This is a genomic window from Streptomyces sp. NPDC005722 (genome assembly GCF_040630935.1).
Classification (GTDB): domain Bacteria; phylum Actinomycetota; class Actinomycetes; order Streptomycetales; family Streptomycetaceae; genus Actinacidiphila.
In genome coordinates, this window is sequence record NZ_JBEXYN010000018.1 from 22,428 (window position 1) to 36,869 (window position 14,442).

Annotated in this window: 11 protein-coding genes; 6 read left to right on the plus strand and 5 right to left on the minus strand. The window is 71.9% G+C overall.

Going from position 1 to position 14,442, the window contains the following annotated elements; all coding sequences use genetic code 11:
- The first annotated feature begins 151 nt into the window (after window positions 1–151).
- The 4 genes from ABZ479_RS21580 to ABZ479_RS21595 all read left to right on the plus strand — a co-directional run bounded on the left by ABZ479_RS21580 (window position 152) and on the right by ABZ479_RS21595 (window position 4,336).
- Entirely contained in the window at window positions 152–1,111 is a 960-nt protein-coding gene (locus ABZ479_RS21580) for a tetratricopeptide repeat protein (protein WP_500463094.1), read from the plus strand.
- 618 nt (window positions 1,112–1,729) lie between these two features.
- Window positions 1,730–2,353 (plus strand): DUF6230 family protein, encoded by a 624-nt coding sequence (locus ABZ479_RS21585; protein ID WP_500463095.1) that lies wholly within the window; start codon window positions 1,730–1,732, stop codon window positions 2,351–2,353.
- A 92-nt stretch (window positions 2,354–2,445) separates the two neighbouring features.
- Window positions 2,446–3,069: a DUF6114 domain-containing protein gene (locus ABZ479_RS21590; protein ID WP_499602422.1), complete on the plus strand. Its 624-nt coding sequence runs from the start codon at window positions 2,446–2,448 to the stop codon at window positions 3,067–3,069.
- Window positions 3,059–4,336 (plus strand): hydrogenase expression protein HypF, encoded by a 1,278-nt coding sequence (locus tag ABZ479_RS21595; RefSeq protein ID WP_500463096.1) that lies wholly within the window; start codon window positions 3,059–3,061, stop codon window positions 4,334–4,336. The genes ABZ479_RS21590 and ABZ479_RS21595 overlap by 11 nt, the downstream gene beginning before the upstream one ends.
- 127 nt (window positions 4,337–4,463) lie before the next feature.
- Here ABZ479_RS21595 and pyk read toward each other — a convergent pair whose 3' ends face one another.
- The 3 genes from pyk to pta form a co-directional block, all read right to left on the minus strand.
- Window positions 4,464–5,888 carry a pyruvate kinase gene (gene pyk, locus ABZ479_RS21600; RefSeq protein WP_500463097.1) on the minus strand — a complete coding sequence of 475 codons (1,425 nt, stop codon included), beginning with the start codon at window positions 5,886–5,888 and terminating at the stop codon, window positions 4,464–4,466.
- A 109-nt stretch (window positions 5,889–5,997) separates the two neighbouring features.
- Window positions 5,998–7,149: an acetate kinase gene (locus ABZ479_RS21605; protein WP_500463098.1), complete on the minus strand. Its 1,152-nt coding sequence runs from the start codon at window positions 7,147–7,149 to the stop codon at window positions 5,998–6,000.
- A gap of 23 nt (window positions 7,150–7,172) precedes the next feature.
- Window positions 7,173–9,251 (minus strand): phosphate acetyltransferase, encoded by a 2,079-nt coding sequence (gene pta / locus ABZ479_RS21610; RefSeq protein WP_500463099.1) that lies wholly within the window; start codon window positions 9,249–9,251, stop codon window positions 7,173–7,175.
- A gap of 160 nt (window positions 9,252–9,411) precedes the next feature.
- Between pta and ABZ479_RS21615 the strand changes: the two genes are divergently transcribed.
- Window positions 9,412–10,437, plus strand: coding sequence for an ATP-dependent 6-phosphofructokinase (locus ABZ479_RS21615; RefSeq protein ID WP_499602413.1), 1,026 nt, complete (start codon window positions 9,412–9,414; stop codon window positions 10,435–10,437).
- A 61-nt stretch (window positions 10,438–10,498) separates the two neighbouring features.
- On the opposite strand, the gene ABZ479_RS21620 is transcribed toward ABZ479_RS21615, so the two are convergent.
- Both ABZ479_RS21620 and ABZ479_RS21625 read right to left on the minus strand, forming a co-directional pair.
- Window positions 10,499–11,182, minus strand: coding sequence for a response regulator (locus ABZ479_RS21620; RefSeq protein WP_500463100.1), 684 nt, complete (start codon window positions 11,180–11,182; stop codon window positions 10,499–10,501).
- Window positions 11,179–12,813: a sensor histidine kinase gene (locus ABZ479_RS21625; RefSeq protein WP_500463101.1), complete on the minus strand. Its 1,635-nt coding sequence runs from the start codon at window positions 12,811–12,813 to the stop codon at window positions 11,179–11,181. The genes ABZ479_RS21620 and ABZ479_RS21625 overlap by 4 nt, the downstream gene beginning before the upstream one ends.
- Window positions 12,814–12,956: 143 nt before the next feature.
- Between ABZ479_RS21625 and ABZ479_RS21630 the strand changes: the two genes are divergently transcribed.
- On the plus strand, window positions 12,957–14,339 hold the full coding sequence (locus tag ABZ479_RS21630; RefSeq protein WP_499602754.1) for a cation:dicarboxylate symporter family transporter: 1,383 nt from the start codon (window positions 12,957–12,959) through the stop codon (window positions 14,337–14,339).
- Window positions 14,340–14,442 lie beyond the last annotated feature (103 nt).

The following is a 14,442-nucleotide window of genomic DNA, read 5'->3' on the forward strand; positions in this document are numbered from 1 at the left end:
TACAGTTACGCTACGGGTCGTATCGAAATGATGGCGGCCACCGCGCGGACGGGGACCTCGCGCCGAGCGGTGCGTCATCGTTCCGCGCCGGAAGTGGCGCTTTCGGGGGGCGATTCCCCGGGAACCGCGACGAGGGGGGAGGATTGGTCTCATGCAGCCACGGAACATGTCCATGAGCGGCGTGGTCGACCTCGCCGCGGTGAAGGCGGCCGGAGAGGCCAAGGCGAAGGCCGAGCAGGCCCGCGCGGAAGCCGCCCGCCACGGGGGAGCGCCCGCCGCCCCCGCCCTGGTGACCGAGGTCACCGAGGCCACCTTCGAGAGCGATGTACTGCAGCGTTCCACCGAGGTCCCGGTCGTCGTCCACTTCTGGACCGACCGCGCGGACGCGAGTGTGCAGTTGCAGGAGACGCTGGAGCGGCTCGCCGGCTCCTACGCGGGCCGGGTCGTCGTCGCGAAGATCGACGTCTACGCCAACCAGCTGCTGGTGCAGCAGTTCGGTGTGCAGGGCATTCCCGCGGTGTTCGCGGTGCTGGCCGGCCAGGCCATGCCGCTCTTCCAGGGCGCCGCTCCCGAGGACCAGATCCGTGAGGTGCTGGACCAGCTGGTCGCCGTGGCCGAGCAGCGGTTCGGCATCACCGGTGTGCCGGTCGAGGAGGGCGCCGAGGTGCCGGTCGTCGAGGAGCGGCCGCCCAGCCCGCAGGAGATCGCGCTCTCGGCGGCGCACGACGCCCTGGACCAGGGCGACCTCGGTGGCGCGATCCAGGCGTACCGCAACGTCCTCTCGGACGACCCGGCCAACGCCGAGGCGAAGCTGGGCCTGGCGCAGGCCGAGTTGCTGCAGCGGGTGGAGGGCGCCGACGCGCAGGCCGCCCGCAAGGCCGCGGCCGACGCCCCGGGTGACGTGGCGGCGCAGATCGCCGTGGCCGATCTTGACCTGGTCGGCGGCCATGTCGAGGACGCCTTCGGCCGCCTGGTGGACACGGTGCGGCGCACCGTGGGCGAGGACCGCGACACCGTACGGCTGCGGCTGCTGGAGCTGTTCGAGGTGATCGGCGCCGATGACCCCCGGGTGACGGCCGCCCGTGCGGCCCTCGCGCGAGTGCTGTTCTGACCTGATCACATAAGGTGGCGGTGCCTCGAAAGCCATTTCGAGCCCGGTACAGGACCGGCCGCGCTTTACCAAATCTTGATGAAGCGCGGCCGCTGTTACTTCCGGTAAGAGAGTGACGGCACTCTGTCCGGAACTATCACCCGATGGGTGATTTTCACACCCTCATCGCAACTACTCAGTGTAGTGACTATGGTCTAGACCATATCTCCTGGGTTATCGCACCGTTACCCGCTAGTAACGACGCCCCTTGTGCAGCGGCGCCGAATGGACCACGATCGGCCAAGCCCGGTCCGTCGCCGAGAAGTCGGCATCCAGCCGTCCGATCGCGAGCGGGTCCCCACCGGGCCGGACCGCCGAAGCTGTGCCAGCAGCGGACGCGGACCGGGGACAGGGGGGTCTCTGCCGTCCGGCAGGGCCTGTCCAGCAGGTTGCGCGAGAGCGTGGCCATGTGGTTGTCGCTCGGGGGTGATCGCCGATTTTCGGACAGTGTCGTCCGCTCTTTCCCGCGTGACGGCCGTCGATACGGCGCTCTCCTTCCCGAGGACGTAGCACTTCTCCCATCCCGCCGCAATCCCCACGATTCCGGCCGGAGATGTACGTCCGAGAAGGAGGAAAGTCATGGAGTCGCTCATCCGCGGCGGTACCAGATGGAAGCGGTTCGCCGTTGTCATGGTCCCGAGTGTCGCCGCCACCGCGGCGATAGGCGTGGCCCTGGGTCAGGGCGCGCTCGCCGCGTCGTTCAGCGTTTCGGGCCAGCAGTTCAAGGTCGCCGCTCAGGACCTGCAGGGTGAGGGCTTCGTCCAGTACGGAGCCCTCGACATCCAGCACGGCGGCAAGCCGGTTCCGGTCGCGGTGTCCGCGTTCGACTCGGCCACGATCACCGGGCTGTGCCAGTCCGTGGTCGTGCCGACGCCGATCGGCGACGTCACGCTGAAGCTGGGCGCCGGCAACGGCGGCAAGAAGGTCGAGGCGAAGAACCTCTACATCGACCTCGACCAGCTCGACGCCGATGCGGAGTTCACCGACATCAACATCGGTGTCGCCGCCGGTGACACCCAGCAGGGCCCCGGCATCAAGGCCGGTGACAAGACCGACCCCGGTTCCTTCGCCCAGGAGGCCCGGAAGGCTCACCTCACCGGTGTGCAGCAGACCGCGTGGGCGACCAGCGCGGGCACCTTCAAGCTCAGCGGGCTGAGCATGTCGGTGAAGATGGGCTCCGGCCAGAAGCTCGAGTGCTTCTAGCCTGACCGGAGGGGGTGGGGGGCACGGGATGCCCCTCACCTACCTCACCCGTGACTCTTTCTAGAAACGCCAGTCCCAGGGAGCTGTTTTCCATGAGCGCCGAGACACACGGACTGAGGGGCCGGTTCGGCTATTGGCGGTTCCGCTTCCGCGTTTGGCGCGGACAGCGGCCGTTCTGGGCGGGTCTGCTGACACTGCTGGCCGGACTGCCCATCGCGTACTTCCCGTACGCCCATCTCTCGCTCGGCGCGCTGAGCCTGACCATGGCCACCACGGCCGGGTCCGGTTCGCTGATCATCGGCGTGCTGCTGGTCGTGCTCGGCCTGACCATGTGGTTCCAGTCGGCGGTGCGCGTCTTCTCGGGCGTCGCGTCGATCCTGCTGTCGCTGGTGTCGTTGGTGGTCTCCAACTTCGGCGGCTTCCTGATCGGCTTCCTGCTGGGCCTCGTCGGCGGTGCCCTCGCCGTCTCCTGGGCCCCGGGAGCACCGCCCGCCGAGGGCGGCGCGGACCCGGCGGAACTGCCCGGCAGCGGCACGGGCGACGACGGCGACACCGGCTACGTGCCGCCGCCCGGCTCCCCCTACGCGGCGGCCTACGGCGAGTACCCGGCGGACCCGGACGCCGGTCCGGCCGCCGACCAGGCAGGCACCGCGCCGCAGCACCCGGTGGACGGCGCCGAGACCGTAGACGCGAACGGGAGGCACAGTGCGGGGTGATGAGGTCCAGCCCGCTTCCGGGGTCGCCGCCGGCAGCGGCACCCGTGAGAGAACGGGGCCGCGGCACGCGGCACCGAGGAAGTCGCTGCTGACCAAGCTGCAGATGCCCGCGGGCAAGGCGATAGCCCTGGCCGCGATGCCGACGGCGGTCCTGATGGGCATGGGACTGACCCCGAGGCTGGCCTCTGCCGACGAACTGCCGAGGAACCCGTTCTCGGGCACGAAGTGCGTCGAGCAGCCCGACGAGCCGTCGCAGTCCGCGACGTCCGGCGCCACCCCGTCGAGCGGCGCCACCAAGACCCCGACCGCGACCCCGACCGCGACCCCGTCCGGGGACCCCTCGTCGCACGACCCCTCCACCGGTTCCGGTGACGGGGGCGGCAAGGGCGAGGAGGGCGGCGGCGGTTCCTCCGGCGGCCCGGGGACGACGGCGCCCGACCCGTCCGCCTCGCCGTCGGCGACGAAGCAGAGCGACCCGCTGGACCCGCTGGGCGTCGGCGACGCCCTCGGGGACCTGCTGGGCCTCGGCAAGAAGAGCGGGGAGGCCGCCACCGCGACCCCCACGCCGTCCACGACGCCCTCCCCGGGCGCCACGTCGGCCGCTCCCAAGCCGAGCGCCTCCACGGGCACGGTGAAGAAGAAGGCCGAGGACACCACCGAGGCGCTGAAGAAGACCGTGTCGGAGGCGGCCGACAAGCTCTCGGAGACCACCGGGAAGGCCGTGGACGCCCCGGACCCCGCCGAGAGCACCCCGGCGGTGTCCGAGGACGGCAAGACCCCGTTCCCGTGCCCGACCCACGACGCGCAGGCCCTGGCGGACGCCGCCTACCAGGAGACGCAGTCGCTGCTGCCGGACGACCCCTGGGTGCTGCGCAGCAGCCTGCTGACCCTGACCGGGCTCGACTACAAGGGCATCGTCGAGGTCAAGACCTGGAGCGGGAAGGTCAAGAAGGTCCTGAAGTTCACCGCCACCGGCGTGGACATCAAGGACCTGAAGCAGGAGGTCGTGGGGCCGAACGGCACCGTCGGGCACGTGGACGCCCGCAAGGGCAGCACCTCGACGATCCGCAACGGCACGGTGACGATGTACACCGAGTCGCTGAAGGGCAACCTCTTCGGGCTCATCCCGATCGAGTTCACCCCGGACACCCCGCCCCCGGTCAACGTGCCGGCCGCGTTCTTCACCAACGTCACGGTCGTGCAGGCCGGACAGTTCGGCGGCACGCTGAGGCTCCCCGGCATGCACGTGTACAACACCGCGGACTGAGTCCGCGAACGGCCCGGCCGCGTAAGACCCCTCCGGGAACCGCGCACGACGAAACGGCGGAGGGCGCCGTCCCCGCAGGGGGAGGTGCCCTCCGCCGTTCCCGTGTTCCGGGCGGCCCGGCGGCCGGTCAGACCGCGCGGTGGCCGAGGTGGTGGACCCGCACCAGGTTGGTGGTGCCGGGGACACCGGGAGGGGAACCGGCCGTGATGATCACGGTGTCGCCCTCGGTGTAGTCGCTGAGCTTCAGCATCTCCTGGTTGACGATCTCCACCATCTCGTCGGTGGTGTTGACGTGCGGGACGACGGTGGTCTGCACGCCCCAGGTGAGTGCCAGCATGTTGCGCGTCGACTCGTCGGTCGTGTACGCCACCACGGTCTGCGGCACGCGGTAGCGGGCCAGACGGCGGGCGGTGTCGCCGGACTTGGTGAAGGCGACCAGGGTCTTGGCGTCCAGGTAGTCCGCGAGCTCGGCGGCGGCCCGGGCGACGGCGCCGCCCTGGGTGCGCGGCTTGCGGCCGTTGAGCGGCCACATGCCCTGCTTGAGCAGTTCGACCTCGGCCGCCTCGATGATCCGCGACATGGTCTTGACGGTCTCGATCGGGTACTTGCCGACGCTGGACTCGGCGGACAGCATGACCGCGTCCGTGCCGTCCAGGATCGCGTTGGCGACGTCGGAGGCCTCGGCGCGGGTCGGACGGGAGTTGGTGATCATCGACTCCATCATCTGGGTCGCGACGATCACCGGCTTGGCGTTGCGGCGGCAGAGTTCGATCAGCCGCTTCTGCACCATCGGGACCTTCTCCAGCGGGTACTCCACCGCCAGGTCGCCACGGGCCACCATGACGCCGTCGAAGGCCGCGACGACGTCCTCCATGTTGTCGACCGCCTGCGGCTTCTCGACCTTGGCGATGACCGGCACGCGGCGGCCGACCTCGTCCATGACGCGGTGGACGTCGCGGACGTCCTTGGCGTCGCGGACGAAGGAGAGCGCCACCATGTCGACGCCCATGTGCAGGGCGAAGCGCAGGTCCTCGATGTCCTTCTCGGACAGCGCGGGCACGTTGACCGCGGCGCCGGGCAGGTTGATGCCCTTGTGGTCGGAGATGACGCCGCCCTCGACGACCAGGCAGCGGACCCGCGGGCCGTCGACGTCGATCACGCGCAGCGCGACGTTGCCGTCGTTGATCAGGACAGGGTCGCCGGCGCGCACGTCGGCGGGCAGGCCCTTGTAGGTGGTGCCGCAGATGGTCCTGTCACCGGGGACGTCCTCGGTGGTGATGACGAACTCGTCACCGGCGACCAGCTCCACGGGACCGTCCGCGAAGGTCTCCAGGCGGATCTTGGGGCCCTGGAGGTCGGCGAGCACGCCGATGGCACGTCCGGTCTCCACGGAGACCTTGCGCACCCGCTGGTAGCGCTCCTCGTGCTCGGCGTGGCTGCCGTGGCTGAAGTTGAAGCGGGCCACGTTCATACCGGCCTCGGCCAGCGTCTTCAGCTGGTCGTAGGAGTCGACGGCGGGACCCAGGGTGCAGACGATTTTCGCTCGGCGCATGACGACGATCCTATCGGGTTTGTTCCGCTCCGGAATTTTCCCGTGCGGGGGAGGCATGGACGGTGCGGACGGCGGCCATAGAGTAGAGCCTCCGGGTGGCCCCAACGAGTCACCGGCCCGTCACCAGCGAGTACGTCTGCTGTGCGATCTCCAGCTCCTCGTCGGTGGGGACGACCGCGACCGCCACCCGGCTGCCGCCGGCCGACACCACGCGGGCGGCGCTGCCGCGCACCGCGTTGCGCACCGGGTCCAGCTCGACGCCCAGGGCCTCCAGCCCGCCCATGGCGGCGGCCCGGACCGCGGCGGAGTTCTCGCCGACGCCCGCGGTGAAGGCGATCGCGTCGACCCGGCCCAGTACGGCGGTGTAGGCGCCCACGTACTTGCGCAGCCGGTGGACGTAGACGTCGAAGGCGAGCTGCGCGGCCTCGTCGCCCTCGGCCATCCGGCGGGCGATCTCCCGCATGTCGTTGTCGCCGCACAGGCCGAGCAGGCCCGAGCGCTTGTTGAGCAGCTCGTCGACCTCCGGCACCCCCATCCCCGCGACACGGGCCAGGTGGAAGACCACGGCCGGGTCCAGGTCCCCCGAACGGGTACCCATCACCAGGCCCTCCAGCGGGGTGAGCCCCATCGAGGTCTCCACGCACTCGCCCCCGCGCACGGCCGAGGCGGAGGCGCCGTTGCCCAGGTGCAGCACGATGACGTTGACCTCGGCCGGGTCCCGGCCGAGCAGCCGCGCGGTGGCGCGGGAGACGTAGGCGTGCGAGGTCCCGTGGAAGCCGTAGCGGCGCACCTGGTGGGCGTCGGCGGTCTCCCGGTCGACCGCGTAGCGGTACGCGTGCTCGGGGATCGTGGCGTGGAAGGCGGTGTCGAAGACGGCGACCTGCGGCAGGTCGGGGCGCAGTTCGCGGGCGACCCGGATGCCGGTGACGTTCGCCGGGTTGTGGAGCGGGGCGAGCGGCACGAGTTCCTCGACGGCGGCGAGCACCTCGTCGTCGACCAGCGTCGGCGCGGTGAAGCGCGTGCCGCCGTGCACCACCCGGTGGCCCACCGCGGCCAGTTCGGGGGAGTCCAGGCCGAGGCCCCGGGCGGCGAGCTCCGCCGCGACGGTCTTCAGCGCCTCGGTGTGGTCCGCGACCCCGCCCGGCTCGCCGATCCGCTCGACGATCCCGGCCGCCGGCCGGCTGCCGTCGGCCATGTCCAGCAGCTGGTACTTCAGCGACGAGGAACCGGAGTTGAGGACGAGGACGCGGGTGGCGGGCACGGTGCCTTCCTTGCTGTGGCCGGTCACCGGTCGCCCTGCGCCTGGATGGCCGTGATGGCGACGGTGTTGACGATGTCCTGGACCAGCGCGCCGCGCGACAGGTCGTTGACGGGCTTGCGCAGGCCCTGCAGCACGGGGCCGACCGCCACCGCACCCGCCGAACGCTGCACCGCCTTGTAGGTGTTGTTGCCGGTGTTGAGGTCGGGGAAGATCAGCACGGTGGCGTTGCCGGCGACCTTCGAGTCCGGCAGTTTGGTGGCCGCGACCTTGGCGTCGACCGCCGCGTCGTACTGGATCGGCCCCTCCACCAGCAGCTCCGGGCGCCGCTGCCGGACCAGTTCGGTGGCCCGGCGCACCTTGTCCACGTCGGCGCCCGAGCCGGAGGTGCCGGTGGAGTACGACAGCATCGCCACCCGCGGCTCGACCCCGAACTGGGCGGCGGTCTCGGCGGACTGGATCGCGATGTCGGCCAGTTGCTCGGCGTCCGGGTCCGGGTTCACCGCGCAGTCGCCGTACACCAGCACCCGGTCGGCCAGGCACATGAAGAAGACGGAGCTGACGATGGACGCGCCCGGCGCGGTCTTGATGACCTCGAAGGCCGGGCGGATCGTCGCCGCCGTGGAGTGGACGGCGCCGGAGACCATGCCGTCGGCGAGGCCCTGCTCCACCATCAGCGTGCCGAAGTAGGAGACGTCGGCGACGACGTCGTACGCGAGCTCGTAGCTGACGCCCCGGTGGGCGCGGAGCCGGGCGTAGAGCTCCGCGAAGTTCTCGCGCAGCGGCGAGGTCTGCGGGTCGGTCAGGGTGCAGCCGGGCACGTCGACGTTGACGCCGAGCTCGCCGGCCCGCTTGCGGATGGCGTCCTCGTCGCCGAGCAGGACGATGTCGCAGACGTCCCGGCGCAGCAGGACCTCGGCCGCGTGCAGGATGCGCTCCTCGGTCCCCTCGGGCAGGACCACCCGGCGGCGGCCGGAGCGGGCCCGCTCGATCAGCTCGTGCTCGAACATCATCGGGGTGACGCGCTCGCCGCGCACCACCGACAGCCGCTCGGTCAGCTCGGGACCGTCCACGTGCTTCTCGAAGAGCCCGAGCGCCGTCTCCGCCTTGCGCGGGGTGGCCGCGCCCAGGCGCGCCTCCAGGGCGAAGAGCTCGGCGGCGGTCGGGAAGCTGCCGGACGGCACCGACATCACCGGCGTGCCGGGGGCCAGCCGCGCCGCCAGGGCCATGATCTCCGGGCCGGGCACCTCGTCCAGGGTGAGCAGGATGCCGGCGATGGGCGGGGAGCCGGCGGAGTGCGCGGCCAGCGAGCCGATGATCAGGTCCGCCCGGTCGCCCGGGGTGATCACCATGCAGCCGGGGGTCAGCGCGCGGATGAAGGTCGGCAGCATCGCGCCGCCGAAGACGAAGCCCATCACGTCCCGGGACAGTCCGCCGTGGTCCCCGAGGAGCACCTCGGCGTGCAGCGTCTCGACGACCTGGGAGACCGTGGGGGCCGACAGCGCGGGCTCGTCGGGCAGCACGTACGCGGGCACCGGGAGCCGGCGCCGCAGCCGCTCCGCGGCCTCCTCCAGCACCTGCGGGGGCACCCGGTTGGCGATCATGGCGATGATGTCGCAGCCCAGCCCGCTGTACGCCTGGTGCGCGTTGCGGACCTCGTCCACCACCGAGTCGGCGCTCTGGTCGCGGCCGCCGACCACCGGGATCACCGAGGCGCCGAACTCGTTCGCCAGCCGGGCGTTGACGCCCAGCTCGCCGGGGAGGTTGGTCTCGTGGAAGTCCGAGCCGAGGACGAGCACGGTGGGGAACTCCGCGGCCACCAGGTGGTAGCGCTCCACCAGGCGCGCGATGAGCGCGTCCCGGCCCTGCTCGGCCTGGAGCGCGGCCGCCTCCTCGTAGCTCAGGCCGTGGGCGGTCGCCGGGTCCTGGGTGAGCCGGTAGCGGCTGCGCAGCAGCTCGAACATCCGGTCGGGCGTGTCGTGGACGAGCGGCCGGAACACCCCGACGCGGTCCACCTGCCGGGTCAGCAGCTCCATGACGCCCAGCTCGACGACCTGGCGGCCGTCCCCCCTGCCGATACCGGTTACGTACACGCTGCGCGTCACGCGCTCTCTCCGTTCCTGCCCGGCGTGATCCACCCGGACACGGGTGGCGGATACGTCTTGACATTACAGTTCGGCGTGCGTATGGCGCGCGGCGGGTGCGGTGCGGACCTACGATGCGAACAGGCGACCGTACACGCGACCGGAGGGAGCGTGGAGCGCCATGCGCATCGGAGTCCTCACCGCCGGCGGCGACTGCCCCGGACTCAACGCCGTGATCCGCTCGGTGACCCACCGCGCGCTGACCTACCACGACGACGAGGTCATCGGCTTCGAGGACGGCTTCAAGGGGCTGCTGGAGGGCCGCTACCGTCCGCTCGACCTGAACTCCGTCAGCGGCATCCTCGCCCGGGGCGGCACCATCCTGGGCTCCTCCCGGCTGGAACGCGCCCGCCTCCACGAGGCCGCCGACAACTGGCGCACCCTCTGCTCCGGCTACGACCTGGACGTCCTGATCCCCATCGGCGGCGAGGGCACGCTCACCGCGGCCCGGCTGCTCGCCGAGGCCGGCATGCCGGTGGTGGGCGTCCCCAAGACCATCGACAACGACATCTCCGCCACCGACCGCACCTTCGGCTTCGACACCGCCGTCACCGTGGCCACCGAGGCCATCGACCGGCTCAAGACCACCGCCGAGTCCCACCAGCGGGTCATGGTCGTCGAGGTCATGGGCCGGCACGCCGGCTGGATTGCCCTGGAGTCCGGCATGGCCGGCGGCGCACACGGCATCTGCCTGCCGGAACGGCCCTTCGACCCCGCCGACCTCGTCGCCATGGTCGAGGAGCGCTTCGCCCGCGGGAAGAAGTTCGCCGTCATCTGCGTCGCCGAGGGCGCCCACCCCGCCGAGGGCACCATGCCGTACGCCCACGGCGAGATCGACGCCTACGGCCACGAGCGCTTCGCCGGCATCGGCGCCCGGCTCGCCGCGGAACTGGAGCAGCGCATGGGCAAGGAGGCCCGCCCGGTCATCCTCGGCCACGTCCAGCGCGGCGGCGTGCCCACCGCGTACGACCGCGTGCTGGCGACCCGGTTCGGCTGGCACGCCGTGGAGGCCGCGCACAAGGGCGCCTTCGGCTGCATGACGGCGCTGCGCGGTACCGCGGTGGAACTGGTGCCGCTCGCCGACGCGGTGATGGTGCTCAAGCGGGTGCCCGAGGACCGCATGCAGGAAGCGGAGTCGGTGTTCTGACGAACCATCACTCACAGGCGGGTGAGCGGCGCTTGCGGTGAACGGCCGCGGGGCGCACGGCTCAGGGGCGGCGCTGCGTCGCCCAGCGGTAGGTGAGTTCGGGCCTGCCGACCTGGCCGTACTGCGGGGCGCGGACCGCGCGTCCGGTCTCCACCAGGTGCTCCAGGTAGCGGCGGGCCGTGATCCGCGAGACGCCCACCGACTGGGCCGCCGCGTTCGCCGACAGCCCGTCCGCCGCCTCGCGCAGCGCCGCGGTCACCGCCTCCAGGGTCGGCCCGCTCAGGCCCTTGGGGAGCACCGAGCTCTCCGGGCTGCGCAGCGCGGCCAGGGCGCGGTCCACCTCGTCCTGGCCCGAGGCCTCCCCGCCGGCGAGCTCGTCGCGGTAGCGCGCCCAGCGCTCCAGCCGGTCGCGCAGGGTGGGGAAGGTGAAGGGCTTCAGCAGGTACTGCACCACCCCGACCGAGACGGCCTGCCGCACCACCCCGAGGTCGCGGGCCGAGGTCACCGCCACCACGTCGGCGGTGTGCCCGGCCGCGCGCAGCGTGCGGACGACCTGCAGCCCGTGCCCGTCGGGCAGGTTGAGGTCGAGCAGGATCAGGTCCACCTGGTGGCGTTCCAGGGCGCGCAGCGCCGCGCCCCCGGAGTGGGCCACCGCGGCCACCGTGAACCCCGGCAGCCGTTCCACGTACAGCCGGTGGGCGTCCGCCGCCACCGGGTCGTCCTCGACGACCAGCACCCTGATCATGTCCGCACCTCCCCGCGCAGCGGCAACCGTACGGTGAAGGTGGCGCCGCCGCCCACCGCCCCGTCCAGGTCCACGGTGCCGCCCGCGCGCCGGGCGGTCTGCTCGACGAGGGCGAGCCCGAGGCCGTGCCCGTGGCTCTTGGTCGTCCAGCCGCGCCGGAAGACCTCGCGCACCACCGCCGGGTCCACCCCGCGCCCGCTGTCGGTGACCCGCAGCAGCAACTCGCCCTCGTCGGCCCGGGCGGTGACCTCGACGTGCGGGCGGGCGATCGTCTGCGCGGCCCCCTCGATCGCGGCGTCCAGGGCGTTGTCGATCAGGTTGCCCAGCAGGGTGACGAGGTCCCGGGAGGTGAGGGAGGCGGGCAGCACCCCGTCGTCGATGCGGCTGTCCTCGGTGACCGTCAGCTCCACACCGCGCTCGTGCGCCTCGGCCGCCTTGCCCAGCAGCAGCGCGGCCAGCACCGGTTCCGCCACCGCCGCCACCACGCGGTCGGTCAGCGCCTGGGCCAGCTCCAGTTCGGCGGTCGCGAACTCCACCGCGTCCTGGGTGCGGCCCAGTTCGATGAGCGAGACGACCGCGTGCAGGCGGTTGGACGCCTCGTGCGCCTGCGAGCGCAGCGCCTCGGCGAAGCCCCGCACGGAGTCCAGTTCGCCGGTGAGGGACTGCAGGTCGGTGTGGTCCCGAAGGGTCACCACGGTGCCGCGGCGCTCCCCGCCGCGCACCGGCGAGGTGTTGACCACCACCACCCGCTCCGCGGTCAGGTGCACCTCGTCCACCCGCGGTTCGGCCGCCAGCAGCGCGCCGGTCAGCGAGGTGGGCAGCCCGAGCCCGGCGACGTAGGAGCCGACCACGTCCTCGGGCAGGCCCAGCAGTTCGCGGGCGGCGTCGTTGCACAGCGCGACCCTGCGGTCGGCGTCCAGCAGGATCAGGCCCTCGCGCACCGCGTGCAGGGTCGCCTGGTGGTAGTCGTACATGCGGCTCAGCTCGTCCGCGGCCATTCCGTGCGTGTGGCGGCGCAGCCGGGCGTTGGCGAGGTAGGTGCCGACGCCGCCGACCGCCAGGGCCGCCGCGGCGATCCCGATGAGGACCGCCAGCTGTTCCCGGACCCGGTCGGTGATGGCCTCGACCGTGATGCCGACGCTGACCAGGCCGACGATCCGGCCGTCGTCGTGGACGGGGGTGACCACGCGCACGGACGCGCCCAGCGTGCCGGTGTAGGTCTCGGTGAAGGTGCCGCCGCGCTGGGCGGCCTCTATGTGCCCGAGGAAGCGGTGGCCTATCTGCCCAGTGTCGGGGTGCGTCCAGCGGATGCCGTCCGGGCTCATGATCGTGATGAAGGAGACGCCGGTGTCCCGCCTGACCTGCTCCGCGTACGGCTGGAGCGCGGCGGTGGGGTCCGCGCCGCGGATGGCCGCCGCGACCGAGGGGGCGTCGGCCACCGCCCGCGCGGCGGCCGTGACCCGGTCCTTCGCGGCGTCCTCCGCGCGCTCGGCGGCGTTGACGTAGACGAGCACCGCGATGCCCGCGACCACCATGGCCACGATGACCACCTGCATCGCGAACAACTGGCCCGCCAGGCTGCGCGCACGGCGGCGCGGCCGGGGGCGGAGGAGGCGGGTCGGGAGCAGCATGCCCACCAGTGTGCACAGGTGCCGCGAACACAATGAACGCAAACGTGACCTGGCTCACTGCGCGGGCGCATAGTCACCGGGACCTATCCAATCGCGGGCGTCCCGGGACGGCGTCCGGGTGGACCGAGGAGACGAAGGTGTCAGTGCCGGTACAGAGCCGTACCCAGGGTCGCAGGGACCGCACCCATTTCCTGTACATCGCGGTGCTCGTCGCCGCGGTCGCCGGCGCCGTGCTCGGGATGGTCGCGCCCGACGCGGCCGTCGAGCTGAAGCCCATAGGCACCGGCTTCGTGAACCTGATCAAGATGATGATCTCGCCGATCATCTTCTGCACGATCGTGCTCGGCGTGGGCTCGGTCCGCCAGGCCGCCAAGGTCGGCAGGGTCGGCGGCCTCGCCCTCGGCTACTTCGTGGTGATGTCCTTCGTGGCCCTCGCCATCGGCCTGGTGGTCGGCAACATCCTCCAGCCCGGCGACGGGCTGCACCTGACGAACGCGCTGGCGGACGCCGGCCAGGCGCAGGCCAAGGACGCCCCGGCCGAGACCCTGCCGGACTTCCTGCTGAGCATCATCCCGGTCACCCTGGTCTCCGCCTTCACCGAGGGCCAGGTGCTGCAGACCCTCCTGGTCGCCCTCCTGGTCGGCTTCGGCCTGCAGGCCATGGGGACGGCGGGCGAGCCGATCCTGCGCGGTGTCGGCCACATCCAGAAGCTGGTCTTCCGCGTGCTGTCCATGATCATGTGGGCGGCCCCGATCGGCGCCTTCGGCGCGATCGCGGCGGTCGTCGGCTCGGCGGGCGTGGACGCGCTCAAGGCGCTCGCCACGATCATGCTCGGCTTCTACGTCACGTGCCTGATCTTCGTCGTGGTCGTGCTCGGCCTGATGCTCCGCTTCTTCGCCGGGGTCAACCTCTTCCAGCTTCTGAAGTACCTCGGCCGGGAGTTCCTGCTGATCGTCTCCACCTCGTCCTCGGAGTCGGCGCTGCCCCGCCTCATCGCGAAGATGGAGCACCTGGGCGTCAGCCGTCCGGTCGTCGGCATCACCGTGCCGACCGGCTACTCCTTCAACCTCGACGGCACCATGATCTACCTGACCATGGCCTCGCTGTTCATCGCCGACTCGATGGGCCAGCCGCTCGCCCTCGGCCAGCAGATCACCCTGCTGCTCTTCATGATGGTCGCCTCCAAGGGCGCCGCCGGCGTCACCGGCGCGGGCCTGGCGACCCTCGCCGGTGCGCTCCAGTCGCACAAGCCGGCCCTGGTCGACGGCGTCGGCCTCATCGTCGGCATCGACCGCTTCATGAGCGAGGCGCGCGCCGTGACCAACTTCGCGGGCAACGCCGTCGCCACGGTGCTGATCGGCACGTGGACCAAGGAGTTCGACCGTGAGCAGGCCCAGCGCGTGTTCGCCGGCGAGCTGCCCTTCGACGAGACCACGCTCGTCGACGACGGCCACGGCGCGGCCCCCGAGCCCGCCGAGCCGGCCGAGCCGGCGGGCAGCGGCAAGGAGCCGGTGACGACGGCCTGACCGGCCGTCACCCCCGATACGGTCCCGCCGGGCGGATCCCCCCTCCGTCCGGCGGGACTTTTCCGTGCGGGGAAGGGGGAGTCACCCGATCGGCCGAGGACGC

Coding starts and splice junctions, on each gene's coding strand:
- ABZ479_RS21580 (WP_500463094.1), top strand. CDS start 152: ATGCAGCCACGGAACATGTCCATGAGCGGCGTGGTCGACCTCGCCGCG.
- ABZ479_RS21585 (WP_500463095.1), top strand. CDS start 1,730: ATGGAGTCGCTCATCCGCGGCGGTACCAGATGGAAGCGGTTCGCCGTT.
- ABZ479_RS21590 (WP_499602422.1), top strand. CDS start 2,446: ATGAGCGCCGAGACACACGGACTGAGGGGCCGGTTCGGCTATTGGCGG.
- pyk (WP_500463097.1), bottom strand. CDS start 5,888: ATGCGCCGAGCGAAAATCGTCTGCACCCTGGGTCCCGCCGTCGACTCC.
- ABZ479_RS21615 (WP_499602413.1), top strand. CDS start 9,412: ATGCGCATCGGAGTCCTCACCGCCGGCGGCGACTGCCCCGGACTCAAC.
- ABZ479_RS21620 (WP_500463100.1), bottom strand. CDS start 11,182: ATGATCAGGGTGCTGGTCGTCGAGGACGACCCGGTGGCGGCGGACGCC.
- ABZ479_RS21625 (WP_500463101.1), bottom strand. CDS start 12,813: ATGCTGCTCCCGACCCGCCTCCTCCGCCCCCGGCCGCGCCGCCGTGCG.